The following is a 23,345-nucleotide window of genomic DNA, read 5'->3' on the forward strand; positions in this document are numbered from 1 at the left end:
AACCAATGACTGCCACTGTCACTGAAGAGACCAAGGCCGCCACCCCCGGTGGCATMGGCCGCATCTCCCGCATCATCGGCCCGGTCGTCGACGTCGAGTTCCCCGCCGACGCGATGCCCGAGCAGTACAACCTGCTGACCACCACGGTCGAGCTCTCGGGTGAGAAGAACAACCTCAACCTCGAGGTCGCCCAGCACATCGGCGACAACATGGTCCGCGCCATCTCGCTCCAGCCGACCGACGGCCTCGTCCGCGGCACGCAGGTGCAGGACACCGGCGGCCCCATCACGGTCCCCGTGGGCGACGTGACGCTCGGCAAGGTCTTCAACACGACCGGTGACGTCATGAACCTCGCCGAGGGTGAGACCTTCGAGGTCAAGGAGCGCTGGGGCATCCACCGCAAGGCCCCTGCCTTCGACCAGCTCGAGTCCAAGACCGAGATGTTCGAGACCGGCATCAAGATCATCGACCTGCTGACCCCCTACGTGCAGGGTGGCAAGATCGGCCTGTTCGGCGGCGCCGGCGTGGGCAAGACGGTGCTCATCCAGGAGATGATCGCCCGTGTCGCCCGCGACCACGGTGGTGTGTCGGTGTTCGCCGGTGTCGGCGAGCGCACCCGTGAGGGCAACGACCTCATGGTCGAGATGGAGGAGGCCGGCGTCCTCGGCCAGACCGCCCTCGTCTTCGGCCAGATGGACGAGCCGCCGGGCACCCGCCTTCGTGTCGCGCTCTCCGCGCTGACGATGGCGGAGTACTTCCGCGACGTGCAGAACCAGGACGTGCTGCTCTTCATCGACAACATCTTCCGCTTCACGCAGGCCGGTTCCGAGGTCTCCACCCTCCTCGGCCGGATGCCGTCCGCCGTGGGCTACCAGCCGACCCTGGCCGACGAGATGGGCACGCTCCAGGAGCGGATCACCTCGACGCGTGGTCACTCGATCACCTCGATGCAGGCGATCTACGTGCCGGCCGACGACTACACCGACCCGGCCCCGGCGACGACCTTCGCCCACCTCGACGCGACGACCGAGCTGTCCCGCGAGATCGCCTCGCTCGGCATCTACCCGGCCGTGGACCCGCTCAGCTCCACCTCGCGGATCCTGGACCGCCGCTACATCGCGGAGGACCACTACTCCACCGCGGTGCGGGTCAAGCAGATCCTGCAGCGCAACAAGGAGCTCCAGGACATCATCGCGATCCTCGGGATCGACGAGCTCTCCGAAGAGGACAAGATCCTCGTCAACCGTGCCCGTCGCATCCAGCGCTTCCTCGGTCAGAACACCTACGTCGCCAAGCAGTTCACCGGCATCGAGGGTTCGACCGTGCCGCTGGCCGACACGATCGAGGCGTTCACCAAGATCGCCGACGGCGAGTACGACCACGTGCCGGAGCAGGCGTTCTTCATGTGTGGTGGCCTCGACGACGTCGAGCGCCAGGCTGCCGAGATCGAGAAGAGCCTCTAGGTCGGCGGACGCCGTCCCTGAGGACAACGAGACGTAACTGGAATGCCACTGGGGCCGGCCGCACTGGGTCGGCCCCACGGCATACCACTGGTCGGCGGGGCACCCACCGCGGGCCGATAGACTTCACACGCACCACTCGTGCCGTACCACCGGAGGACATCGTGAGCACCCTGCAGGTTGAACTCGTCGCAGCGGACCGCAAGGTCTGGGAAGGCGACGCCGACATGGTCGTGGCCCGCACGGTCGACGGCGAGCTGGGCATCCTGCCCGGCCACACCCCGCTGCTCGGCGTCCTGGTCGAGGGTGAGGTCCGGATCAAGTCCGGCGAGGGTTCGCAGTCCGCCACCATCGACGGCGGGTTCCTGTCGGTCGACCGCGACAAGGTGATCATCATCGCCGAGGCCGTAGACGCCTCGGCCTTCAAGGCCTAGCCGCCGGGACACTCAGCCGGGACACTCGGAAGGAGAGAGCATGTCGCCCGTCATCTCCGCGGAGATCGTCGCCGGCGCGCTCATCCTGCTTGCGGTCCTCGCGCTCACGTACATCTTCGTGCGGCGCCGGCTGCTCGCCTCCGGTGCGCCGCTCATGCTCTGCGCGCTCCAGCCCCACGGTCGGTCTCAGTACCGCCTGGGGCTGCTGCGGTTCTCGGGCTCCAGCCTCGAGTGGTACACCCTGATCGGCCCGTCGCCGCGGTCGGCCAGGACGTGGGACCGGACCCGTCTCGAGCTCGGGCCGCCAACGCTGCCGGAGACCACGATCGCCGGGCTCCCCGAGGCCGTGACCGTGGACTGCCACTACGGCACCGACACCTTCTCCCTCGCCCTGGCGCCTTCTGCCTACACGGCCATGCGCAGCTGGCTGGAGAGCTCGCCTCCCGGCTTCAACGTCAACGTCGCCTGAGGGCAGGCGCTCTGGTCGCCAGGGGGCCGGCGCGGTCGGTGCGCGCTAGGCCTTCCGTTTCCCAGGACCCTCGGCACGGCCGCCGCCGGGCTGCCAGAGGACGTCACCCCCGATGGGGAGGTTGGCAACGCGGGCGAGCACGAACAGCAGGTCGGACAGCCGGTTGAGGTACTTCGCGGTCAGGACGTTCACGCCACCCTCGCCCTTGGTTCCAGAGCCGGGCTGGTCGCCGTAGGCCGCGATGGCTGCCCAGGCCTGCCGCTCCGCGCGGCGGACCACCGTGGTGGCGACGTGCAGGTGAGCCGATCCCACGGTGCCGCCGGGCAGGATGAACGAGCGGAGCTTCTCCACCCGTTCGAGGTAGTGGTCGCAGTCGGTTTCGAGCTCGTCGATCCAAGCGGCCTCGACGCGCAACGGTGGGTACTCGTACGACTCCTGGAGCGGCGTGCACAGGTCGGCGCCGACGTCGAACAGGTCGTTCTGGACCCGCAGCAGGGTCGCCCTGATGTCGTCGGGCAGCTCGCCCGCGGCGAGGGCGACCCCGATGGCGGCGTTGGCCTCGTTGACGTCGGCGTACGCGAGCAGCCGCACGTCGGTCTTGCTCGTCCTGCTCATGTCACCGAGGTGGGTCTGGCCGTCGTCGCCCGTGCGGGTGTAGATGCGCGTGAGGTTGACCATGGCTGCAGCCTCTCAGACGGCGGCGTCGAGGACGTCACCACCCGGCATACCCGTGCCTGTGCACTCGCATAGGGTGGGCGGGTGGCAGAACGTTTCCGGGTCGTCGGCGGCACCAGGCTGCGCGGCGAGGTGGCCGTCTGGGGCGCCAAGAACAGCGCCCTCAAGCTCATGGCGGCAGCGCTGCTCGCGGTGGGTCGCACCCGGCTGACCAACGTCCCGGCCATCCTCGACGTGACGATCATGGCCGAGCTCCTGCGCCGACTCGGCTGCACCGTCGACTACGACGCCGTCGCCGGTGTCGTGGAGATCGAGGTGCCGGACCAGATCGGGCACCGCGCCGACTACGACCTGGTCCGCGCCCTGCGAGCCTCGACCGCCGTGCTGGGCCCGCTGGTCGCGCGCACCGGTGCGGCCGACGTCGCGATCCCCGGTGGTGACGCCATCGGGTCGCGTGGCCTGGACCTGCACGCCGCAGGACTCGAGGCGTTGGGGGCCAGGGTCCACGTCACCCACGGCTTCCTCGTCGCGGAGGCGCCCGGGGGGCTCGACGGGGCCGAGATCCGCCTCGACTTCCCGAGCGTCGGCGCCACCGAGAACGTCCTGACCGCCGCGGTCCTGGCGCGGGGGACGACCCGCCTGGAGAACGCCGCCCGCGAGCCCGAGATCGTCGACATCGCGGAGATGCTCATCGCGATGGGCGCCCGGATCAGCGGGGCCGGCTCGTCGGTGATCGACATCGAGGGTGTCCGGTCGCTGCGACCCACCGAGCACGCCGTCGTCCCCGACCGGATCGCGGCCGGCACCTGGGCGTTCGCGGCGGCCGCCACGCGCGGCGACGTCGAGGTGGTGGGAGCCCGGCCGGAGCACCTCCTCAGTGCGCTGGAACTGGTCAGGGCGAGCGGCGCCACCGTGACGACGACGGACCGTGGGTTCCGGGTGGACTCCGGAGGCCGTCGACCGCAGGCCTTCGACGTGGCCACGCTGCCCTATCCCGGCTTTCCCACCGACCTCCAGCCGTTCGCCCTGGCGTGCAACGCGGTGGCCGAGGGGTCGGCGATGATCACCGAGAACCTCTTCGAGGCTCGGTTCCGCACCGTCCAGGAGCTCAACCGGCTCGGTGCCGAGACCCGCATCGACGGCCACCACGTGATGGTCCACGGTGTGGAGACGCTGTCGGGAGCGCCGGTCGAGGCCAGTGACATCAGGGCCGGGGCGGCCCTGGTGATCGCGGGGCTCGTGGCCGACGGGATCACGACGGTGAGCGGTGCCCAGCACATCGACCGCGGCTATGCCGGGTTCGCCGAGAGCATGCAGGGGCTGGGGGCGGACGTCACGCGTGAGCCGGATGACGACCCCTTCGTCTGAGCCGTCTCAGCACCTTTACCAGATCTTGATCTGGGTCGCGGCAACCGAAGCCCCCCAACCAGGCGTCCTTGTGGGTGAATGTTCACGGACAAGGGGGTTCGCATGTCGATCAGCGCTACCGGGGCTCTTCCGGTCCAGGTTCGTGCCATGCACACCGGCCAGGAGGTCGCGATCATCGGCCGGATCGACGTGCACTCCGTCCCCGACGTACGACTACTCCTGCACGAGATCATCGACACGGGTTGCGGGGACGTCCACATGAGGCTCGCGGGCGCCGAGATCGGCGACGCCACCGGGCTGGGAGTCCTCGTCGAGGCCTACAACCGAGCCCGCCGTGCGGGTCGCCGGCTGGCCGTCGTCGACATGACGGAGCGCACCGGTCGGCTGTTGCGTGCATCACGCCTGGACCGTGCGCTGGTGCTCCGCGAGGCCGTCCCCGCCGCCACTGTGGTGGCCGTCACCGCCTGAACGGCTCCCTCGGCGCACACCGCCGCCGGTACCTTCGGCCCTATGGCTGAGCACAGTGACGTCCCGACCTCCCCCTCAGCGTCGCCCGTCAGCCCGGCGTCCGTGACCGATGCGTCAGCACCGTCCCGTCCGGAGCGTGACCGCCCCTGGGTGATGCGCACGTATGCCGGCCACTCGAGTGCCGCTGCCAGCAACGAGCTCTACCGTCGCAACCTCGCCAAGGGCCAGACCGGCCTGTCGGTCGCCTTCGACCTGCCGACCCAGACCGGTTACGACCCTGACCACCCTCTGGCGCGCGGCGAGGTCGGCAAGGTGGGTGTCCCGATCTCGCACATCGGTGACATGCGCGCGCTGTTCGACCAGATCCCCCTGGACCAGATGAACACGTCCATGACGATCAACGCCACGGCGATGTGGCTGCTCGCGATGTACCAGGTCGTGGCGGAGGAGCAGGCCGAGGCGACCGGCGCCGACCCGCTTGCGGCCGTCCGCGCCCTCGCCGGCACGACGCAGAACGACATCATCAAGGAGTACCTGTCCCGCGGGACCTACGTCTTCGCGCCGGGCCCCTCGCTGCGCCTGATCACCGACATGGTCGCCTACACCGTCTCCGACATCCCCAAGTGGAACCCGACCAACATCTGCAGCTACCACCTCCAGGAGGCGGGCGCGACTCCGGTACAGGAGATCGCGTACTCGATGTGCACCGCCATCGCCGTGCTCGACGCGGTGCGCGACTCCGGCCAGGTGCCGCCGGAGCGGTTCGGCGAGGTCGTCGCCAGGATCTCCTTCTTCGTCAACGCCGGCGTGCGGTTCGTCGAGGAGATGTGCAAGATGCGGGCCTTCGTCGAGCTGTGGGACGAGCTGACCCGCGAGCGCTACGGCGTCACGGACGCCAGGCAACGCCGTTTCCGCTACGGCGTCCAGGTCAACTCCCTCGGCCTGACCGAGGCCCAGCCCGAGAACAACGTGCAGCGGATCGTGTTGGAGATGCTCGCCGTCACGCTGTCGAAGGACGCCCGCGCCCGGGCGGTGCAGCTCCCGGCCTGGAACGAGGCGCTGGGCCTGCCGCGACCGTGGGACCAGCAGTGGTCGCTGCGGATGCAGCAGGTGCTGGCCTTCGAGTCCGACCTGCTCGAGTACGACGACCTGTTCACCGGGTCCCTCGTCGTGGAGGGCAAGGTGGCCGAGCTCGTCGCCGGCGCCAAGGCTGAGATCGCCCGGGTGCAGGAGCTGGGCGGGGCTGTTCCGGCCGTCGAGAGCGGTTACATGAAGTCGGCCCTCGTGGCCTCGCACTCGCTGCGTCGTCAGCGGATCGAGGCCGGCGAGGACGTGGTCGTGGGCGTGAACCGGTTCCAGATCACCGAGCCCAACCCGCTCACGGCGGACCTGGACGCGGCCATCCAGACCGTCGACCACGACGTGGAGGCCAAGGCGGCAGCGGCTGTCCGGGAGTGGCGCGAACGGCGTGACGCCGAGCCGCGTGGCCGGGAGCGCGCGGCCGCGGCCCTCGCTGCCCTCGGCGCCGACGCCCGCAGTGGAGCGAACCTCATGCCGGCGTCGCTCGAGGCCGCGCGTGCCGGGGTGACCACCGGTGAGTGGGCCCAGGCGCTGCGAGAGGAGTTCGGCGAGTTCCGCGCCCCGACGGGGGTCTCGGGTTCGGTCGGTGTCTCCAGCGGCGGCAGTGACGAGCTGAAGGCGGTTCGGGAGGAGGTCAGCCGAACCGGTGAGGAGCTGGGGGAGAAGCTGCGTGTCCTCGTCGCGAAGCCGGGGCTCGACGGTCACAGCAATGGCGCCGAACAGGTCGCCGTCAGGGCGCGCGATGCCGGTTTCGAGGTCGTCTACCAGGGGATCCGGCTGACGCCGGAGCAGATCGTCGCAGCCGCGGTCGCCGAGGACGTGCACCTGGTCGGGATCTCGATCCTGTCGGGCTCGCACATGGAGCTGGTGCCCGAGATCCTCGCCGGCCTGCGAGCGGCAGGTGCCGGCGACGTGCCCGTGATCGTCGGAGGGATCATCCCCGACACCGACGCCCGCGCGTTGCGCGCCCTCGGCGTGGCCGCGGTCTTCACTCCGAAGGACTTCGGACTCAACGACATCATGGGCCAGTTCGTGACGATCATCAGGTCCGCACGCGGGCTGGAGACGGCCGCCGCGACCGGCTGAGGGACCGACACGCAAAAAGTTTTGTGCGCGTTGTGGCGATTCGCGTCCGGCTCGCGCCGCAATGGCCTAATTTCAGCGACGGCGTGGTGAACCAGTGGGGGCGCGTGTCCTTCACACGTGACGGGCGATCCCCGGGGCGAATGGTCGTGGCCGCGCGCAGAAGGAGACCACGTGTCGATGGAATCTCAGGGAAGGCGCCGCGGCTACACAGCTGTCGTCGGCGTCAGTGCCCTGTCGATAGTGGCTGCGGCAGCCCTCAGCGCTGCGCCGGCCATGGCGAGCACCCAGCCCAGCCCGGTCAAGCACCGCGGGACCGCCCACAAGGTTCCCGCAGGACTCACCGGTGCGGGCTCCTTCGGGTTGGGCACCCAGCGGTCACAGGCGGAGAAGCTCGACCGCAGCCTCGTGGGTGCCAAGGGCCCGGTCGACGTCATGATCGAGCTCGACCCGGCACCCGCGTCGGCTGCCTACGGCCAGGCTCGGTCGCGGGGTGGCTCGGCAGCCCGGCTCGCTGCGCGCACCCAGACGGCCACGATCAAGCGCGCCCAGGCGTCGGTCGAGGCCCGCTTCGGGGAGTCGCAGACCAAGGCGCGCACCCTCTACCGCGCGCACGCCCTGTACTCCGGTATCGCCGTGCGCACCGATGCGAGCAAGCTGAAGGCACTCGCCGCCATCCCCGGCGTGAAGGCGGTCCACCGCATCACGCCCAAGTCCCCGTCCAACTCCTCGTCGGTGCCGCTCATCGGAGCCCCGGAGGTCTGGAAGGGACGCAGCGAGACCGGTGAAGGCGTCCGAGTCGGCGTCATCGACACCGGCATCGACTACACGCACGCGGACTTCGGCGGACCTGGCACCGGCGCGGCATACGCCACCGCCAAGGCCTCGAACACCTTCACGCCCACCGCCAAGGTGGTCGGCGGCTACGACTTCGCGGGTGACGCCTACAACCCCGGTGACGGCGTTGCCGTTCCGGTGCCCGACCCCAACCCGCTGGACTGCGAGGGCCACGGCTCCCACGTCAGCGGCACGGCGGCCGGTCTCGGCGTGACGAAGGCGGGGGCGACCTACACCGGTGGCTACGCCACCGACATCGACCCCGCGTCCCTGGCCATCGGTCCCGGCGTCGCACCCGGTGCGTCGCTCTACGCACTCAAGGTGTTCGGCTGCGAGGGCGACACCAGCGTCGTGGGCCAGGCCCTCGACTGGGCGGCCGACCCCAATGGCGACGGTGACCTGTCCGACCGCCTCGACGTCGTCAACATGTCGCTGGGCTCCAGCTACGGCTCCCCGGACGACCCGGACGCAGTCGCGTCCAACAACCTCGCCGCCCTCGGCACCGTCGTCGTCGCCTCGATCGGCAACAGCGGCGACGTCTACGAGGTGGGCGGCTCGCCGGGCAACGCCACGCGCGTGCTCGCCGTCGCCGCGTCCGACGACCGCGACTCGGTCGTCGATGGCCTCAAGGTCGAGAGCCCCAGCGGCATCGAGCCGGCCGACACCGTCGACGGCACCCAGGACAACGTGTTCGGCGCCCTGAAGTCGGTGGCCTACGACTGGGCGACCAAGCCCGGCCTGACGAACACCGACGTCGTCACCCTCGGCGACTGGAGCCAGACGGCCTCGGCCACGAACAACACGGATGGCTGCTCGGCCTTCTCCACCGCGGATGCGGCCAAGGTCGTGGGCAAGATCGTCATGACCAAGTGGTTCGACGGCACGGGCCGTCGCTGTGGCTCGGTCGGTCGCTCGGGTCAGGCCAAGGCGGCCGGCGCAGCCGGGGTCATCTTCGGCAGCGACGTGAATGCGTTCTCGGCCGGCGTGACCGGTGACGTGGACATCCCGGCGATGCTCACCGTCAACCAGGCGACCGTCGCGATCAAGGGACAGCTCGACGGGGGAACCCCGGTCAAGGTGACGATGACCAACGCGCTGCGCAACAGCGTGACCATCGTCAGCCCGGGCGCCGTCGACCAGGTCGCGGGCTTCTCCTCGCGGGGCGTCGGCATCGCCGGCAACGTCAAGCCCGACGTCGCAGCCCCCGGTGTGACCACGTTCTCCGTCGCCGTCGGCACGGGCAACGAGGGGATCGCCGAGAGCGGCACCTCCATGGCCTCCCCGCACGTGGCCGGCGAAGCCGCCCTCGTGCGTGGCGCCCACTCCACGTGGACCTCCGAGGAGGTCAAGGCCGCCATCATGAACACGGCGACCCAGGACGTCTTCGTCGGCCCCGACCACGGGGGTGCGGTCTACGGACCTGAGCGTGTCGGTTCCGGTCGCGTCAAGGCCGACGCCGCCGTCGACACCACGACCCTGGCCTACGTCAAGGACACCCCCGGTGCCGTCAGCGTCTCCTTCGGGCCGGTTGCCGTGACCGCGGCCACCACGACCCTGACCAAGACCGTGCACGTCGTCAACAAGCGCCCCACCGGGTCGGCGTCGTACACGATCGGCTACCAGGCAGCGCACCCGTCCCCGGGTGTGACGTACTCCTTCAGCCCCAGCCAGGTCAGCCTCGCGGCCGGCGGTTCGGCTGACGTCACGGTCACGGCCACCATCACGCGCTCGGCGCTCACGGCGGTCCAGGACCCCACCACGGCAAAGGACCCGCTGACCTACGGCATCGACCGCAGCTACCGCGCTGACGCCAGTGGCCGCATGGTGCTGACGCCTGCCGGTCTCACGCCGGGCTCGGCCCTTCGCGTGCCGGTGTGGTCCGCTCCCCGCCCGGCCTCGGCCATGGCGGCCGCGGCCAAGAGCACGGTCACGGGCGCAGGTGCGGTCAAGAACGGCACGCTGGCCCTCGGCGGCCTGGGCGTCTCCCAGGGCGTTGGCACGACCGGCTACGAGTCGACCGTGTCCACCTTCCAGCTGCAGGCCAGCAGCCCGAAGATCCCGAGCTGCTCCTCGGCCCTGGTCGTCGACTGCATCGCCTTCGCGGACGACCGCTCGGCCGACCTGCGCTACGTCGGTACGGGTTCGGACGCCTTCTTGTACGCCCCCGCCGACATCGGCGGCTCGAAGCTCAGCTTCGGGGTCAGCAGCTACGGTCCCTGGCGCACGCCGGCCTCGTACACCGAGTTCGACGTGTACCTCGACACCAACCCGTCGACCCCGGGCCCGGAGGCCGTGGCCTACAACACCAGGGTGTCCACCACGGACGACTACGACTACTTCGTCGTGGACGTCGTCGACCTTCGTACTGGGCCGAACCGGTTCCACTCGATCTTCGACTCGTCAGCCAACTACGGCCCGGAGTCCGTCAACAACGTCGACGGTTCCTTCGACACCAACCTCTTCAACAGCGACTCACTGGCCCTTCCGGTCTCCGTGGGTGCGTTGAGCGAGGCAGGTCTGGTCGCGGGTCAAACGCCCAAGATCAAGTACTGGGTCGAGTCCTACACCGCAGAGGCCGGTCAGGTCGACGCGGTGGGTTCCGAGGCTGCTCCGATGACCCTCAGCGTGGCCTCGCCCGCGCTGGCGGCCTACAGCGACGACTACGGCACGATGCTCAGCACCGACGCCCCGGGCGCCGTGCTGAATGTCCGTCGCGACGACGCGTCGTACTCCTCGGACAAGCCGCAGGGTCTGCTGCTCATCCACCACCTCAACACCGATGGTGCGAGGGCACAGGTCGTCGCGGTGAAGGCTGCGTCGTCGACCAGGCTCACCTCGAGCTCGACGTCGTACACCTACGGCGGCAAGCCGGTCTTCACGGCCTCGGTCACGCCGTCCACCGCAACCGGGACGGTGTCCTTCAAGGACGGCGGCAAGGTCGTCAAGACGGTGGCGGTCAGCGGTGGCAAGGCGATGTGGACCGCGTCGGGCCAGACCCGTGGGACGCACTCGATGACGGCCACCTACAACGGAGATGCGATCACGAACGCCAGCACCTCCGCTGTCGTCAAGGTCACGGTCAAGGGGCTGGTGAGCAAGACCTCGCTCAGTGCCAACGACCGCGACTTCTTCAAGGGCTACCGCCCGACCCTGACCGCGACGGTCAGCCCGTCGGCTGCCACCGGAACGGTGACGTTCCGGGACGGCTCGAAGGTGCTGGGCACCGTCACGGTGACCAGGGGCAAGGCCGTCTACCGGGCGCCGGTCCTGGCGCGCGGCACGCACAAGCTGACGGCGACCTACAACGGGTCCGGGGTCTACAACCCCTCGGCCTCGGCGGCGGTCTCGGTGGTCGTTCGCTGACAGCCCCTCAGCAAGGCTGAGCTCTGGGCCCCTGCCTCTCGGCAGGGGCCCAGAGCCGTCTCCGGCCAGACGTGGAAGGGCGTGGGTCAGAGCCAGGTGCCGCGTCGCAGCACCCGCTGCACCGACAGGTCCTCGTCAACGACGACGAGGTCGGCTGCGGATCCTGCTGACAACGACCCGACCCCTGGCAGCGCCAGCGCCCGCGCCGGGGTCGCCGAGGCCGCCTTCACAGCGTCGGCCAACGGGATGCCCAGCCCGTCGACCAGCCAGCGCACCTGGTCCACGAGGGTGCTCACCCCGCCGGCGAGGCTCCCGCTGTCGGTCAGGCGGGCGGCCCGATCGCGGACCGTGACGTCGAGGCCGCCCAGCGAGTAGGCGCCGTCAGGGAGGCCGCTGGCAGCCATCGCGTCGCTGACCAGGGCGATGTGGTCGGCTCCCACGGCGTCGAACACCATCCGCACCGTGCCACCGTCGAGGTGGACGCCGTCGGCGATCAGCTCGAGCACCGCCTCGCCCCGCGCGGCTGCGGCGATCGACGCGGCGACCGGTCCCGGTGCCCGTGACAGGAGCGGTGGCATGCCGTTGAAGAGGTGGGTCACGAGCGGCAGCCCACCCCGGGCGCCTTGTGCCGCAAGGGATTCCAGAGCGCGCGAGGCGAGGCTGTAGTCGGCGTCGGTGTGACCCAAAGAACCCAGAGCGCCGACCCGAGCGAGTGCCGTGGGCACGGCGTCGCCTCCGTCGCGCTCGGGCGCCCACGTCATGTGGGCGAACGAACCCTCCCCGCCCGCCTCGGCCAGGTCTTCGACCAGGGCGACGTCGGCGTCGATGAGGGCGGCAGGGTTCTGGGCGCCGCACCGGACCGTGGACAGGAACGGCCCTTCGAGGTGTATGCCGGCCAGCTCGCCACCGCGCACCAGCTCGCCCAGGGCGTGCGCCCCGTCGAGCAGGGTCCGTGCCGGGGCCGATACGAGTGACCCGATGACCGTGGTCGAACCGTGGTCGTGGTGGTGCGCGGCGGCCCTGCGCCCGCTCTCGACATCCGGCCCGAACTCGCCACCGTTGCCGCCGTGGCAGTGGATGTCGACCAGACCCGGCAGCAGGGTCAGCCCCGGACGCCACCCCTGGGGTGAGGCGACACCCACCCAGTCGGGAGGCAGGGAGCTGCGCTCACCGGCATACGTGACGACGGTGTCCGTGACGGCGACGGCGCCGTCGGCCACGACGCGGTCCGGCAGGACGACGGTGCCGGTGAGCAGGATGCGGTGGGCGCTCGGGGTCGCAGGGGTCACGTGAGGATGATGGACCGTGACAGGTGCCGGGGTCGATCCGGGTCCACGCCGGCCTGCTCCGCCTTGGCGACGCAGAGTCGGTGCAGGCGCACGAGGTCGGCCAAGGGGTCGATGTCCCGGTGCTCGAAGTGGGCACCGGTGGCGCGGACGTCCTCCGGCAGCCCCTCGGGGACCTCTCCGAAGGCCCACGTCGCCCGTCCCGCGGTCGCGATGCTGATGGGGCCGTGGCGGTACTCCATGGCGGGGTAGGCCTCGGTCCAGAACTGCGCCGACTCGCGCAGCTTCAGGGCTGCCTCCTGGGCGAGCCCGTTGGTCCAGCCGCGTCCCACGAAGGTGATCTGCTCGACGTCGCGCAGGCCTGCGAACGCGGTGTCGGCGTCCTGCGCGAGGACGTCCTCGGCGTCGGCGATGGCACTCGTGAGGTCCTCGCCCAGCGTGGCTCGCAGCAGCGCGAGGGTCGTGGTGGCGTAGCGGGTCTGGACGACCGACCGCTCGTCGACCTCCGGCAGCATCAGCTGGTGGGTGCTCAGGGAGGGGATCGGGGTTCCCTCGGTCGCGACGATGGCGGTGGTGACCTGTCCGCGGGCGTTCAGCGCCTCGAGGAGCTCCACCACCTCGGTCGTCGTGCCCGACCTGGAGATGGCCACGACGTGGTCGTAGGTGCGCTCGAGCGGGAACTCGCTGGCCGCATGGGCGTCGGTGTGGCCGTGGCCCGCCGACTCGCGCAGGGCGGCATACGCCTGGGCCATGTAGAAGGACGTCCCGCACCCGGTGACGGCGACGCGGGCGCCGTCGGAGGGGAGGGCCGCGCGGGCCTCGGGCACCCGGCTCAGGACGGCTCGCCAGTCGGCGGGCTGGGTGGCGATCTCGGCGGCCAGATGCGTGGTGGACACGACGCGGAACTCCTTCAGTGAGTGGATAAGACCGAACTAGATGGTCTTCCATCAGATTCGATCAGTCAAGAGGATGGCCTATTTACCCCGGTTTGATTGGATTGACGCCTGAGATTGCCTCAAATTCCTCCGCCAGGAGGCTTGACTGGACCACGGTGTGGGGCCAGTGTGTTCTCGAGCCTCGCTGATCCTGAGCGAAGCGCGCGTTAACCGCTACGAAACGATCAATGTTGGAGCGATCAGGGGCGGAACCGGTCAGGCAACGGCGCCTGATCGTCCACGAGAGATGTGAGGTATGACGTGAGCACCAGACGACACCTGCCGGTTGCAGGTCTGATCGCGGGGACCGCGGTCGTGGCACTCGGCCTCGCGGCCTGCGGAGGCGGGACGGGAGCCGGTTCCACCGACGGCGGAGGAGGATCGAAGAAGGGGACGACGATCAAGCTCGTCGCAGCCGAGTACTCCAAGGACCACACCAAGGCCTTCTGGGACCAGTTCGCCACGGCGTACAAGGCCAAGACGGGCAACACCCTCGAGGTGCAGATCGTCAGCTGGGACGACATCGACCAGCAGAGCTCGACGATGGTCCAGAACAACAACCCGCCGGACATCCTCAACCTCAACGCCTACGCGAGCTACGCCAAGGACGACCTGCTGTACAGCTCCGACGAGGTGCTGTCCGACTCGGTGAAGTCCGACCTGCTCGACGCGTTCGTGAAGTCGGGCACCTACAACGGCAAGATGTACGGCATGCCCGACCTCAGCTCGGCCCGGGCGATGTTCTACAACAAGACCCTCTTCAAGGAGGCCGGCATCGCCGCGCCGCCCAAGACCTGGGCCGAGTTCGAGGCGGACGCCCAGAAGATCAAGGACCTCGGCAAGGGCACCATCGGCTACGGCCTGCCACTCGGCCCGGAGGAGGCCCAGGGCGAGTTCTCGATCTGGCTGTTCAACAACGGCGGTGACTGGAAGAAGGACGGCAAGTGGGCCATCAACAGCCCCGAGAACGTCGAGACGCTGACCTTCCTCAAGAGCCTGGCCACCAAGAAGCTGACCCAGAACAACCCCGGCAAGTCCAACCGGCAGGACGCCTTCGACCTGTTCGCGTCCGGCAAGGTCGGCATGGTCGTCGGCTTCTCCCCGCTGGCCGGGACGCTCGACAAGGACAAGAAGGTCGACTACGCCGTGGCGCCGATGCCGACCAAGGCTGACGGTGGGACGCCGCAGACGTTCGGCGTCACCGACTACCTCATGGCCTTCAAGAAGAAGGGGAACCAGGACGCGGTCAAGGCGTTCTACGACCTCTACTACCAGAAGGACCAGGTCAACACCTTCATCAAGGCAGAGGGCTTCCTGCCGGTCACCAAGTCCGGCATCCAGGAGTTCTCCTCCGACGCCGCGCTGAAGACCTACCTCGAGACCCTGCCGAACGCCCACCTCACGCCGACCGACGACCCCACGTGGGACAAGGTCAAGCTCGCGGTGCAGCAGAACCTCGGAACGGCTGTCACCGGCGACCCGAAGGCGGTCCTGGACAAGCTCCAGCAGTCCGCCGAAGCCGGCGGCTGAGCGTGACCCAGCCCATCGGTGCTGGAGCGGGTGTGGTCGGGCAACCGGCCGCACCCGCACCATCCGCCCCGCCCTCGCCGCCGAGCCGTCGTCGGGGAGTCCGGTCCGCACGGCACGGTCGCGGCGGACGAGTCTCCGGCTGGACCGCGCTGCTGTGGCTCGGCCCGGCGCTCGCCCTGATCTTCGGGGTGGTCGTCTGGCCCGCGGTGGAGCTCGTGCGGGCTTCGCTCTCGCGGTACTCGATCACCGGTCTGCGCAAGGGTGACGCCGGGCTGGACAACTACCGCAACGTCCTGGCCAACGAGAGCCTCGGCACGGTCCTGACCAACACCCTCGTCTGGGTCGTGGCCGTCGTGGTGCTGACCATCCTGATCAGCCTGGGTCTGGCCCAGTTCCTGACCAAGGACTTCTGGGGTCGCCGGCTGGTCCGATGGGCCGTGATCGTGCCGTGGGCGGCGTCGCTGGTCATCACCGCGCGCCTGTTCACCCTGATCTACAGCTACTACTACGGCACCCTCAACGCCGTGCTGCTCGACCTGCACATCGTCGACACCCCGATCGACTTCCTCGGGAGCGACCGCCTGATCATGTCCTCGACGGTGGCTGTCGGCGTCTTCGTGTCCATCCCGTTCACCGCGTACGTCTTCGTTGCCGGCCTCAACGCGATCCCGACCGACGTCTACGAGGCGGCCCGGATCGACGGGGCGTCGCCGTGGAAGATCTGGCGACTGATCACCCTGCCCCTGCTGCGGCCGGCGATCCTCGTGGCCACGGTGCTCAACATGATCTACGTCTTCAACAGCTTCCCGATCATCTACACGCTCAACGAGTCCAACCCGGGCTTCAGCCACGACACGACGATCACGTTCATGTACAAGCTCGCCTTCAAGAGCGCGGAGAAGGACGTGGGGCAGTCGGCTGCGGCCGGCCTGTTCAACGTCTGCCTCATCCTCGTGGCGGTGCTTGTCTACCTGCGGGTCTCCCGCTGGCGCGAGGAGGAGTCGTGACCGCCACGACCACGACCAGGGGTATGCCGCGCAGCGCGGCACCCGAGCCCGCCCGTCCGAGCGGCTGGCGCGGCATCCGCCCGTGGGCGATGCCCCTCATCGGCCTCGGCGTCGCGTTCGCCTTCGTCTGGCCCTACCTCGTCATGCTGCTCGACGCGTTCCGTCCGAGCAGCGACGTGGTGCGGACACCGCCCTCGGTCCTGCCAGAGGTGTGGAAGTGGACGACGTTCTCCGAGGTCCTCGGCGACGAGCGCTTCCTCCACTGGCTCCGGACGTCGGTGATCGTGGCCGTCGCCTCCACGGCGATCGTGGTCGTGGTCGCCATCCCGGCGGCCTACTTCACCGCACGCTTCAAGTTCCGTGGGCGGATGGCCTTCCTGTTCCTGGTCCTGGTCACCCAGATGTTCTCGCCGACCTCCCTGGTGGTGGGCATCTACCGCGAGTTCTTCACGGTCAACCTGGTCAACACCTACCTCGCCCTCATCCTCACGAACGCGGCGTTCAACCTGGCCTTCGCGATCTGGATCCTGCACGGCTTCTTCGCCTCGATCCCGCGCGAGCTCGAAGAGGCGTCGGAGCTCGACGGCTGCGGGAGGCTCGGCACCCTGTGGCGGGTCATGCTTCCGCTCACGCTGCCCGGTCTGGTGACGGCCACGATCTTCACCTTCATCGCAGCCTGGAACGAGTACGTCGTGGCGCTGACCCTGATGCTCGACGACGCCAAGAAGCCGCTCACCGTCGGGATCAACTCCTACGTCACGGGCTACGAGCAGAACTGGGACCAGCTGTTCGGGGCCTCGATCATCGCGATCGTCCCTGTCGTGATCCTCTTCGCCCTCATCGAGAAGCACCTCGTGGGCGGCCTCACCTCCGGAGCGGTCAAGTGAGCGAGCCGGACGGGCGCAGCATGGACCGCGGCGCGCGCTGGAGTGCCCTGCTCGGCCTGCTCGCCGAGCACGGGCGGCTCAGCGTCGCCCAGGTGGTGGAGTCGCTGGGCGTCTCCGAGGCCACCGTGCGTCGCGACTTCGGGGACCTCGCGGCCCAGCAGCTCGTGACCCGCACCCACGGGGGCGTGGTGGCCAGCGCGGTGGCCTACGACCTGCCCGTGCGCTACAAGCAGGGGGGCGGCGACTCGGCCAAGGAGCGGATCGCCGCCTGCGCCGCCGACCTCATTCCGGAGGGTTCCGTCGTGGGCTTCAACGGCGGCACGACGACCAGCGCCACCGCGCGCAAGCTCGCGGCCAGGGCAGACCTCGCGGCGTCGTCCCGGCGTCCCTCGATCACGGTCGTGACCAACGCGCTCAACATCGCGACCGAGATGGTGCTGCGGCCGTTCATCCGCTGCGTCTCGCTCGGTGGGGTGGCGCGGCCCGAGTCCTATGAGCTCTCGGGCCCCCTGGCCTCGATGGTGCTCAGCGAGCTGTGGCTGGACACCGTGGTCCTGGGCGTCGACGGCGTGTCCGCCGTCGGCGGCGCGACGTGCGAGCACGAGGGCGAGGCCGGGATCAACTCGCTCATGGTTCAGCGCGCCGACCGCGTGGTGGTCGTGAGCACTGGGGACAAGGTGGGTCGACGCGCCTTTGCCCGGATCTGCTCCTCGGAGCGGATCCAGGTGCTCGTGACCGACGCGACCGCACCGGCTGCCGCGCTGGCCGAGATCCGGGCGGCCGGCGTCACGGTCGAGATCGTCTGAGGCGCCCGCCTCACACCCGCGCCACGCGGCACACCCACCATCGCTCGGTCGCTCGGTCGCACGGTCACTCGGGAGCCGCTGCGGGTTCTACCCTCGAAGCCATGAGCGACCTGCACTGCGCCGCCACCCTGCTCATCGCGCGCCACGGCGACGCCGAGTACGGCCATCCGTCGGTCCTGTCCGACGAGGGTGGCTGGCTGTCGCCGAAGGGCGTCGAGCAGACCGAGTCCCTGGCCGCCGCGGTGGCCACCCGCAGGATCGCCCGGGTCTACACGAGCACCTTCGCCCGGGCCGTCGAGTCGGGCGCGATCGCCGCGCGGACCCTCGGGGTCGCGGCGCGGGCCGTCCCCGGGCTGGAAGAGTTCTCCGTCGGGGCCCTGGCTGGTCGGCCGCACGACGACCCGGAGCTCGCCTCGGTCTTCAAGTCCTGGCTGCACGGCGACCTGCGACGGTGCATCCCCGGCGGGGAGACGGGGGAGGAGGTCGTGGCCCGGTATCGCGAGGCGCTGCAGGGGATCGCCGACCAGTTCAGGGGTGAGACCGTGCTGGTCTTCTCGCACGGCGGCGTCATGTCGTTCGTCCTGCCGCGGATCTCCGGGAACGTCCGCGACGACCTCGCCGCCGCCAAGTACCTCCCCAACTGCGGCGTGGCCGAGGTGTCGGTGGACGGGGACGGCTTCGAGGTGCTCAGCTGGCCGGGATCGACCGACCGCGCCGTCGTCTAGCTCGTCCAGTCGGTCGTGCCGCTGTGTCCCCGGCTAGAACAGGCGGTGCTCGCTGTTGTCGATGCCCTTGAGGGCGTCGTAGTCGAGCGTGACGCAGCGGATGCCACGGTCCGTGGCCAGGGTGCGTGCCTGGGGCTTGATCTCCTGGGCGGCGAAGACGCCCGTCACGGGGGACAGGTGCGGGTCGCGGTTCATCAGCTCGAGGTAGCGGGTCAGCTGCTCGACGCCGTCGATGTCGCCCCGGCGCTTGATCTCGACGGCGACCGAGCCGCCCGTGGCGTCCTTGCAGAGGATGTCGACCGGGCCGATGGCCGTCATGTACTCACGTCGCACGAGGCTGAAGCCCTCGCCCAGGGTGTGGATGTGCTCGGCCAGCAGCTTCTGGAGGTGGGCCTCGACGCCGTCCTTGATCAGCCCCGGGTCGACGCCCAGGTCGTGCGCGGAGTCGTGGAGCACCTCGTGGATGAGCACCCGTAGCCGGTCCTCCGACTTCGCGTGCTGCACCTGCCACACGGCGGTGACCCCGTCGGCGGCCTCGTGGGTCTCGGGCTCGACCTCGGCCATCGCGCACGGGGGCGACATCCAGTTCAACGGCTTGTAGGAGCCGCCGTCGCTGTGGACGAGCACGGAACCGTCCGCCTTGACGAGCAGGAGCCTCGTCGCCAGGGGGAGGTGGGCCGAGAGACGTCCGTCGTAGTCCACCGAGCACTTCGCAATGACCAACCGCACGAGGGGTCACTCTACGGCCCGCCGACCGTTGCGCGTGCCGGGGTGCTGAGCGCACACTCATGGGCAAGAGGTGAGTGGTATGCCGTCCGTCCTGGGCAACGTTGCCGGTCTCGCCCTCGTGATGGGCACCCTCGTGAGTGGGGTGCGCTGGCTCACCACGGGCCAGCCACCCAGGCTGCTCGAGCCCACCGTCACCAGGGCGCAGTCGTGGCGCGCCTCGCGGCGCCCAGCGGTGGAGCCCATCCCGCCCGTCCTGCTGGCCCTGGAGCTCAGCCGTCTCGCCGCGCACATCCGCCGGGTCGAGGAGGGGGACCAGCCCCGCAAGGCCGAGCGGCTGATGTCGGCGCGACTCGCCTACGACCACGCGTTGCGTGACTACTGCAAGGCGGTGGACATCCCGGTGCCGACCGCGATCCGCGGGCTTTCCCGCGAGCAGCGGTTCCACATGGAGTCCGCACTGATCGGAGCCGGTCACGACTGGTGAGGCCTGGTGACCGAGCAGGCAGGGTGGTGACCGTCACGCTGCCCGGGGGTCCACGCGGCATACCTGCTCTGCCAGACTCGCGGCATGGCTCGTGAGTTCAGCAAGGTCGGAGTAATCGGTCTCGGCACCATGGGTGCGGGCATCGTCGAGGTGTTCGCCCGCAACGGCATCGACGTCGTGGCGGTCGAGGTCGACCAGGCGGCGGTCGAGAAGGGACGTGGGGTCCTCGAGCACTCCACGGGTCGGGCTGTCAGCCGCGGCAAGCTGAGCGAGGAGGACCAGGCGGCGCTGCACGCGCGGGTGCACTTCACGTCGAGCCTCGACGAGCTCGCCGACTGCCAGCTCGTGGTCGAGGCGGTGCCGGAGCACCTGGAGCTCAAGAAGGAGCTCTTCGGCAAGCTCGACGCGATCGTCGGCCCCGATGCCGTCCTCGCGACCAACACGTCGTCGCTGTCGGTCACCGAGATCGCGGTGGCGACCGGCAACCCCAAGCGGGTCGTCGGCATGCACTTCTTCAACCCCGCCCCCGTGCTGCAGTTCGTCGAGGTGATCCGCACCGTCGTCACCGAGGACGAGGCCTTCGAGGACGTCAAGGCGCTCGCGATCCGGCTCGGGAAGCAGCCGGTCATCGTGGGGGACAAGGCGGGCTTCATCGCCAACGCCCTGCTGTTCGGCTACCTCAACCACGCCGTCTCGATGTTCGAGTCGCGCTATGCCAGCCGCGAGGACATCGACGCGGCGATGAAGCTGGGCTGCGGCTACCCGATGGGACCGCTGGCGCTGATGGACCTGATCGGACTCGACACCGCCTACGAGATCCTCGACACGATGTACAAGCAGGGCCGCGACCGCCTGCACGCCCCGAGCCCGGTCATCAAGCAGATGGTCAGCGCCGGACTCAAGGGTCGCAAGAGCGGCCGTGGGTTCTACACCTACGCCGAGCCCGGCAGCAGCCAGGTCGTCGACGACGGGCTCACCCCGGCGTCGGCCGGCGAGTCCGGGGCCACCCTGCGCGAGGTGCGCACCGTCGGTGTCGTGGGTTCGGGAACCATGGCGACCGGCATCATCGAGGTCTTCGCCAAGGCCGGCTACGACGTCGTCTACGTCACCCGCAGCCAGCCCAAGGTCGACGCGGTCACGGCGGCCATCACCAAGTCGCTCGAGAAGGCCGTCCAACGCGGCAAGCTGAGCGAGGACGACCGCGCCGCGGCGCTGGGCCACCTGACCGGTACCACGTCCCTGGACGACCTGGCCACCGCTGACCTCGTGGTCGAGGCCGTCGTCGAGGACCTGGCCGTGAAGAAGGCTCTCTTCGAGAACCTCGACGAGATCTGCAAGCCGGGCGCGATCCTGGCCACCACGACGTCGTCGCTGCCCGTCGTCGACTGCGCGGCCGCCACCTCGCGCCCGCAGGACGTCATCGGGATGCACTTCTTCAACCCCGCCCAGATCATGAAGCTCGTCGAGGTCGTCCACACGGTCTCGACGGCGCCGGACGTCGTCGCGACCGTCCAGGACGTCTGCGCCAAGGTCGGCAAGCACGCCGTCACGTGTGGCGACCGCTCGGGGTTCATCGTCAACGCACTGCTGTTCCCCTACCTCAACGACGCCGTCAAGATGCTCAACGCCAACTACGCGACTGCCGACGACATCGACACCGCGATGAAGACCGGCTGCGGGCTGCCCATGGGGCCGTTCGAGCTGCTCGACGTCGTCGGCAACGACGTGTCTCTGGCGATCCAGCGCGAGCTCTACCTCGAGTTCCGCGAGCCCGGTTTCGCGCCGGCCCCGCTGCTCGAGCACATGGTCACGGCCGGCTACCTCGGCCGCAAGACGGGGCGCGGGTTCCGCACCTACGCCTGAACGCCGCCGCTGCGGCGAGGGCGCTGGTGCGGTTCTGCGAGAATCGGATCCATGCCCCGAGCCAACCGGCGTCGCCGTGACGACGCCCCGCTGAACCTCGACCGTGCGGTCGGGGGGACCGCACGTCGGGAGGGGTATGCCGGGGGCGAGTGGTTCGTTCGCCGCGTCACCGGCAGTGGTGCGAGCCGCGCCTACCTGTGTCCGGGCTGCCAGCAGAACATCCCGATGGGCACGCCGCACGTGGTGGCGTGGCCCGCCGAGGGGATGGGCGGCCTCGACGACCGTCGGCACTGGCACACGCCCTGCTGGGAGGCGCGCGACCGCCGGCACACCCGCGGCGCCACCCGCTGACCACCCAGACCGCGGCGTCCTCGGCCGTCGATCTGGGGCGTCAGTGGCACGGATGAACGTGACAGGCGCGGATCCAGGTCGATCCGTGGCACTGGTGGCGCGGATGGCCCACCAGCAGGCTGGCCAGCGAGATCAGTGACGGCGCTGCCGCGGCAGCAGGACCTCTTCGTAGAGCAGCAGCAGGCCGGCTGCCACCGGGATCGCGAGCAACGCACCGAGGACACCCAGGAGCGTGCCGCCGGCCAGGGCCGCGACCACGGTGACGGCGCCCGGAACCGACACGGTGCGCTGCATGATCCTGGGCGCGACGACGTAGTTCTCGACCTGCTGGTAGACCACGTAGTAGATGATCGCGATCACGGCCTTCTTGGGCTCGTCGAAGACCGCGACCAGGCAGACGACCGAGGCCCCGATCGTGGCACCGACCATCGGGATGAGCCCGAGGAAGCCGACCGCCACCGCCAGCACCGCGGCATACGGGATGCCGACGATCAACATCATGATCCACGAGCAGATGGCATTGATGGTCGCGACGGCGACCTGGCCCGCGGCGTAGGAGCCCGTCCTGCGCATGATCTCCTCTGACAGCGAGATGACCCGGGGACGACGCGAGGCCGGGACGATCGCATAGGCCCCCTGCTTGACCCGCGGGAAGGACGCGAGCAGGAAGAGCGTCAGGACGAGCACGGTGAAGGTCTGGAAGATGCCGCCGATGACGGCGGCCCCGACGCCGAGCACGCCGCCGAAGACCTGGCTGATGAAGTTGCCGTCGGTGATCCGCTTGTTGAACTCGGCCTGGATCTTGTCGACGACGTCGTAGTGCCGGTCGAGGTCCTTGACGAAGTTGCTGCGCAGGATCTGGTCGAGGTAGTCGGGGGCCTTCTGCGCGAGGTCGCTGCCCTGGGTGATGACTGGTGGGACGACCACGAGTCCGAGCAGGGTGAAGACGGCCACGACGCCGGCGAAGACCACCGCCACGGCTCCGCCGCGGCGCATGCCGTGGCTGGTGAGGAACTCGACGAGCGGGTTCAGCGTGAGGGCGAGGAAGAAGGCGATGACGACGAGCGTGAGGACCGTGGTGAGCCGACCCAGGGTCTGCCACAGCAGCAGGGCGGTGAGCACGCCGATGCCCCCGACGAAGCCCATGTAGAACGGTGACTGCCGGTTGAGCGGTCTCCCGGCCTGTCCGTAGCGGCGGCCCCGCCCCTGCTCCTGGCCACGCCCACGCTCCTGGTCGTCGCCCTCGTCGACGTCGTCGCCCTCGTCGATGCGGTTGTCTCTCCCGTCGGCGAGTCCCTGGTCGCGGCCCCCGTCGGGGCGTCCGTCAGCGCCGGCCTCCCCGTCGTCGCCCGACCGGCGAGCGGGCAGGATGTCCGCGAGCAGGCCGGTCGGCGAGAAGGTCGTCTCGGACTCGGCGACCTGGTGCGGATGGTTGCTGGCGAGCAGGGCGGCGCGCTGAGCGCGGCGGAACTCACGCCACCTGTCCAGGGCTGACATGGGTCCGA

General features: G+C 69.6%; 20 protein-coding genes. 15 read left to right on the plus strand and 5 right to left on the minus strand.

Annotation, left to right across the window (positions count from 1 at the left end; genetic code table 11):
- Positions 1-5 precede the first annotated feature (5 nt).
- From atpD to AC1DWR_RS00695, 3 genes are all read left to right on the plus strand, one after another.
- A complete protein-coding gene (gene atpD / locus AC1DWR_RS00685; RefSeq protein WP_477623294.1) occupies positions 6-1,463 on the plus strand; it encodes a F0F1 ATP synthase subunit beta in 1,458 nt (485 codons plus the stop codon).
- A gap of 161 nt (positions 1,464-1,624) precedes the next feature.
- Entirely contained in the window at positions 1,625-1,894 is a 270-nt protein-coding gene (locus AC1DWR_RS00690) for a F0F1 ATP synthase subunit epsilon (RefSeq protein WP_477615576.1), read from the plus strand.
- Positions 1,895-1,934: 40 nt separating this feature from the next.
- Positions 1,935-2,363: a DUF2550 family protein gene (locus AC1DWR_RS00695; protein ID WP_477615575.1), complete on the plus strand. Its 429-nt coding sequence runs from the start codon at positions 1,935-1,937 to the stop codon at positions 2,361-2,363.
- A 45-nt stretch (positions 2,364-2,408) separates the two neighbouring features.
- Here the strand turns inward: AC1DWR_RS00695 and AC1DWR_RS00700 are convergent, their stop codons facing one another.
- Entirely contained in the window at positions 2,409-3,041 is a 633-nt protein-coding gene (locus AC1DWR_RS00700) for a cob(I)yrinic acid a,c-diamide adenosyltransferase (RefSeq protein ID WP_477623295.1), read from the minus strand.
- Between the two features lie 81 nt (positions 3,042-3,122).
- Here AC1DWR_RS00700 and murA point away from each other — a divergent pair, with 81 nt between their 5' ends.
- The 4 genes from murA (at position 3,123) to AC1DWR_RS00720 (ending at position 11,237) form a co-directional block, all read left to right on the plus strand.
- On the plus strand, positions 3,123-4,406 hold the full coding sequence (murA, locus tag AC1DWR_RS00705; protein WP_477623296.1) for a UDP-N-acetylglucosamine 1-carboxyvinyltransferase: 1,284 nt from the start codon (positions 3,123-3,125) through the stop codon (positions 4,404-4,406).
- Positions 4,407-4,508: 102 nt separating this feature from the next.
- Entirely contained in the window at positions 4,509-4,874 is a 366-nt protein-coding gene (locus AC1DWR_RS00710; RefSeq protein WP_477615572.1) for an STAS domain-containing protein, read from the plus strand.
- Between the two features lie 153 nt (positions 4,875-5,027).
- A complete protein-coding gene (locus AC1DWR_RS00715) occupies positions 5,028-7,040 on the plus strand; it encodes a protein meaA (RefSeq protein ID WP_477623802.1) in 2,013 nt (670 codons plus the stop codon).
- 177 nt (positions 7,041-7,217) lie between these two features.
- Positions 7,218-11,237 (plus strand): S8 family serine peptidase, encoded by a 4,020-nt coding sequence (locus AC1DWR_RS00720; RefSeq protein ID WP_477623803.1) that lies wholly within the window; start codon positions 7,218-7,220, stop codon positions 11,235-11,237.
- 86 nt (positions 11,238-11,323) lie between these two features.
- On the opposite strand, the gene AC1DWR_RS00725 is transcribed toward AC1DWR_RS00720, so the two are convergent.
- On the minus strand, positions 11,324-12,526 hold the full coding sequence (locus tag AC1DWR_RS00725; protein ID WP_477623297.1) for an N-acetylglucosamine-6-phosphate deacetylase: 1,203 nt from the start codon (positions 12,524-12,526) through the stop codon (positions 11,324-11,326).
- Complete coding sequence (locus AC1DWR_RS00730; RefSeq protein ID WP_477623298.1) at positions 12,523-13,419, minus strand: SIS domain-containing protein; 897 nt, start codon at positions 13,417-13,419, stop codon at positions 12,523-12,525. Before AC1DWR_RS00730 ends, AC1DWR_RS00725 begins: the two co-directional genes overlap by 4 nt.
- 300 nt (positions 13,420-13,719) lie before the next feature.
- Here AC1DWR_RS00730 and AC1DWR_RS00735 point away from each other — a divergent pair, with 300 nt between their 5' ends.
- From AC1DWR_RS00735 to AC1DWR_RS00755, 5 genes are all read left to right on the plus strand, one after another.
- Complete coding sequence (locus AC1DWR_RS00735; RefSeq protein WP_477615569.1) at positions 13,720-14,988, plus strand: extracellular solute-binding protein; 1,269 nt, start codon at positions 13,720-13,722, stop codon at positions 14,986-14,988.
- Positions 14,989-14,990: 2 nt separating this feature from the next.
- Positions 14,991-15,995, plus strand: coding sequence for a carbohydrate ABC transporter permease (locus AC1DWR_RS00740; RefSeq protein ID WP_477623299.1), 1,005 nt, complete (start codon positions 14,991-14,993; stop codon positions 15,993-15,995).
- Positions 15,992-16,882, plus strand: coding sequence for a carbohydrate ABC transporter permease (locus tag AC1DWR_RS00745; RefSeq protein ID WP_477615567.1), 891 nt, complete (start codon positions 15,992-15,994; stop codon positions 16,880-16,882). Before AC1DWR_RS00740 ends, AC1DWR_RS00745 begins: the two co-directional genes overlap by 4 nt.
- Positions 16,879-17,688, plus strand: coding sequence for a DeoR/GlpR family DNA-binding transcription regulator (locus tag AC1DWR_RS00750; protein WP_477623300.1), 810 nt, complete (start codon positions 16,879-16,881; stop codon positions 17,686-17,688). The genes AC1DWR_RS00745 and AC1DWR_RS00750 overlap by 4 nt, the downstream gene beginning before the upstream one ends.
- 101 nt (positions 17,689-17,789) lie before the next feature.
- Positions 17,790-18,413, plus strand: a complete 624-nt coding sequence (locus tag AC1DWR_RS00755; protein ID WP_477623301.1) for a histidine phosphatase family protein — start codon at positions 17,790-17,792, stop codon at positions 18,411-18,413.
- 33 nt (positions 18,414-18,446) lie between these two features.
- On the opposite strand, the gene nucS is transcribed toward AC1DWR_RS00755, so the two are convergent.
- Positions 18,447-19,142: an endonuclease NucS gene (gene nucS / locus AC1DWR_RS00760; RefSeq protein ID WP_477615564.1), complete on the minus strand. Its 696-nt coding sequence runs from the start codon at positions 19,140-19,142 to the stop codon at positions 18,447-18,449.
- 79 nt (positions 19,143-19,221) lie between these two features.
- On the opposite strand from nucS, the gene AC1DWR_RS00765 reads away from it, so the two are divergent.
- The 3 genes from AC1DWR_RS00765 to AC1DWR_RS00775 all read left to right on the plus strand — a co-directional run bounded on the left by AC1DWR_RS00765 (position 19,222) and on the right by AC1DWR_RS00775 (position 21,840).
- Positions 19,222-19,626, plus strand: a complete 405-nt coding sequence (locus AC1DWR_RS00765; protein WP_477615563.1) for a hypothetical protein — start codon at positions 19,222-19,224, stop codon at positions 19,624-19,626.
- An 84-nt stretch (positions 19,627-19,710) separates the two neighbouring features.
- A complete protein-coding gene (locus tag AC1DWR_RS00770; protein ID WP_477623302.1) occupies positions 19,711-21,489 on the plus strand; it encodes a 3-hydroxyacyl-CoA dehydrogenase family protein in 1,779 nt (592 codons plus the stop codon).
- A 51-nt stretch (positions 21,490-21,540) separates the two neighbouring features.
- Complete coding sequence (locus AC1DWR_RS00775; protein ID WP_477623303.1) at positions 21,541-21,840, plus strand: hypothetical protein; 300 nt, start codon at positions 21,541-21,543, stop codon at positions 21,838-21,840.
- Positions 21,841-21,972: 132 nt separating this feature from the next.
- On the opposite strand, the gene AC1DWR_RS00780 is transcribed toward AC1DWR_RS00775, so the two are convergent.
- The gene (locus AC1DWR_RS00780; RefSeq protein WP_477623304.1) at positions 21,973-23,337 is read right to left on the minus strand and encodes an AI-2E family transporter; all 1,365 of its coding nucleotides are present in this window, start codon (positions 23,335-23,337) and stop codon (positions 21,973-21,975) included.
- Positions 23,338-23,345: the final 8 nt, after the last annotated feature.

It is taken from the genome of Pedococcus sp. P2_E2 (assembly GCF_056403955.1).

Excerpts from the sequence above, each read along its gene's own strand:
- AC1DWR_RS00770 (WP_477623302.1), top strand. The coding sequence starts at position 19,711 with ATGGCTCGTGAGTTCAGCAAGGTCGGAGTAATCGGTCTCGGCACCATG.
- AC1DWR_RS00755 (WP_477623301.1), top strand. The coding sequence starts at position 17,790 with ATGAGCGACCTGCACTGCGCCGCCACCCTGCTCATCGCGCGCCACGGC.
- AC1DWR_RS00775 (WP_477623303.1), top strand. The coding sequence starts at position 21,541 with ATGCCCCGAGCCAACCGGCGTCGCCGTGACGACGCCCCGCTGAACCTC.
- AC1DWR_RS00720 (WP_477623803.1), top strand. The coding sequence starts at position 7,218 with ATGGAATCTCAGGGAAGGCGCCGCGGCTACACAGCTGTCGTCGGCGTC.
- AC1DWR_RS00695 (WP_477615575.1), top strand. The coding sequence starts at position 1,935 with ATGTCGCCCGTCATCTCCGCGGAGATCGTCGCCGGCGCGCTCATCCTG.
- AC1DWR_RS00710 (WP_477615572.1), top strand. The coding sequence starts at position 4,509 with ATGTCGATCAGCGCTACCGGGGCTCTTCCGGTCCAGGTTCGTGCCATG.
- AC1DWR_RS00715 (WP_477623802.1), top strand. The coding sequence starts at position 5,028 with ATGCGCACGTATGCCGGCCACTCGAGTGCCGCTGCCAGCAACGAGCTC.
- AC1DWR_RS00780 (WP_477623304.1), bottom strand. The coding sequence starts at position 23,337 with ATGTCAGCCCTGGACAGGTGGCGTGAGTTCCGCCGCGCTCAGCGCGCC.
- AC1DWR_RS00700 (WP_477623295.1), bottom strand. The coding sequence starts at position 3,041 with ATGGTCAACCTCACGCGCATCTACACCCGCACGGGCGACGACGGCCAG.
- AC1DWR_RS00765 (WP_477615563.1), top strand. The coding sequence starts at position 19,222 with ATGCCGTCCGTCCTGGGCAACGTTGCCGGTCTCGCCCTCGTGATGGGC.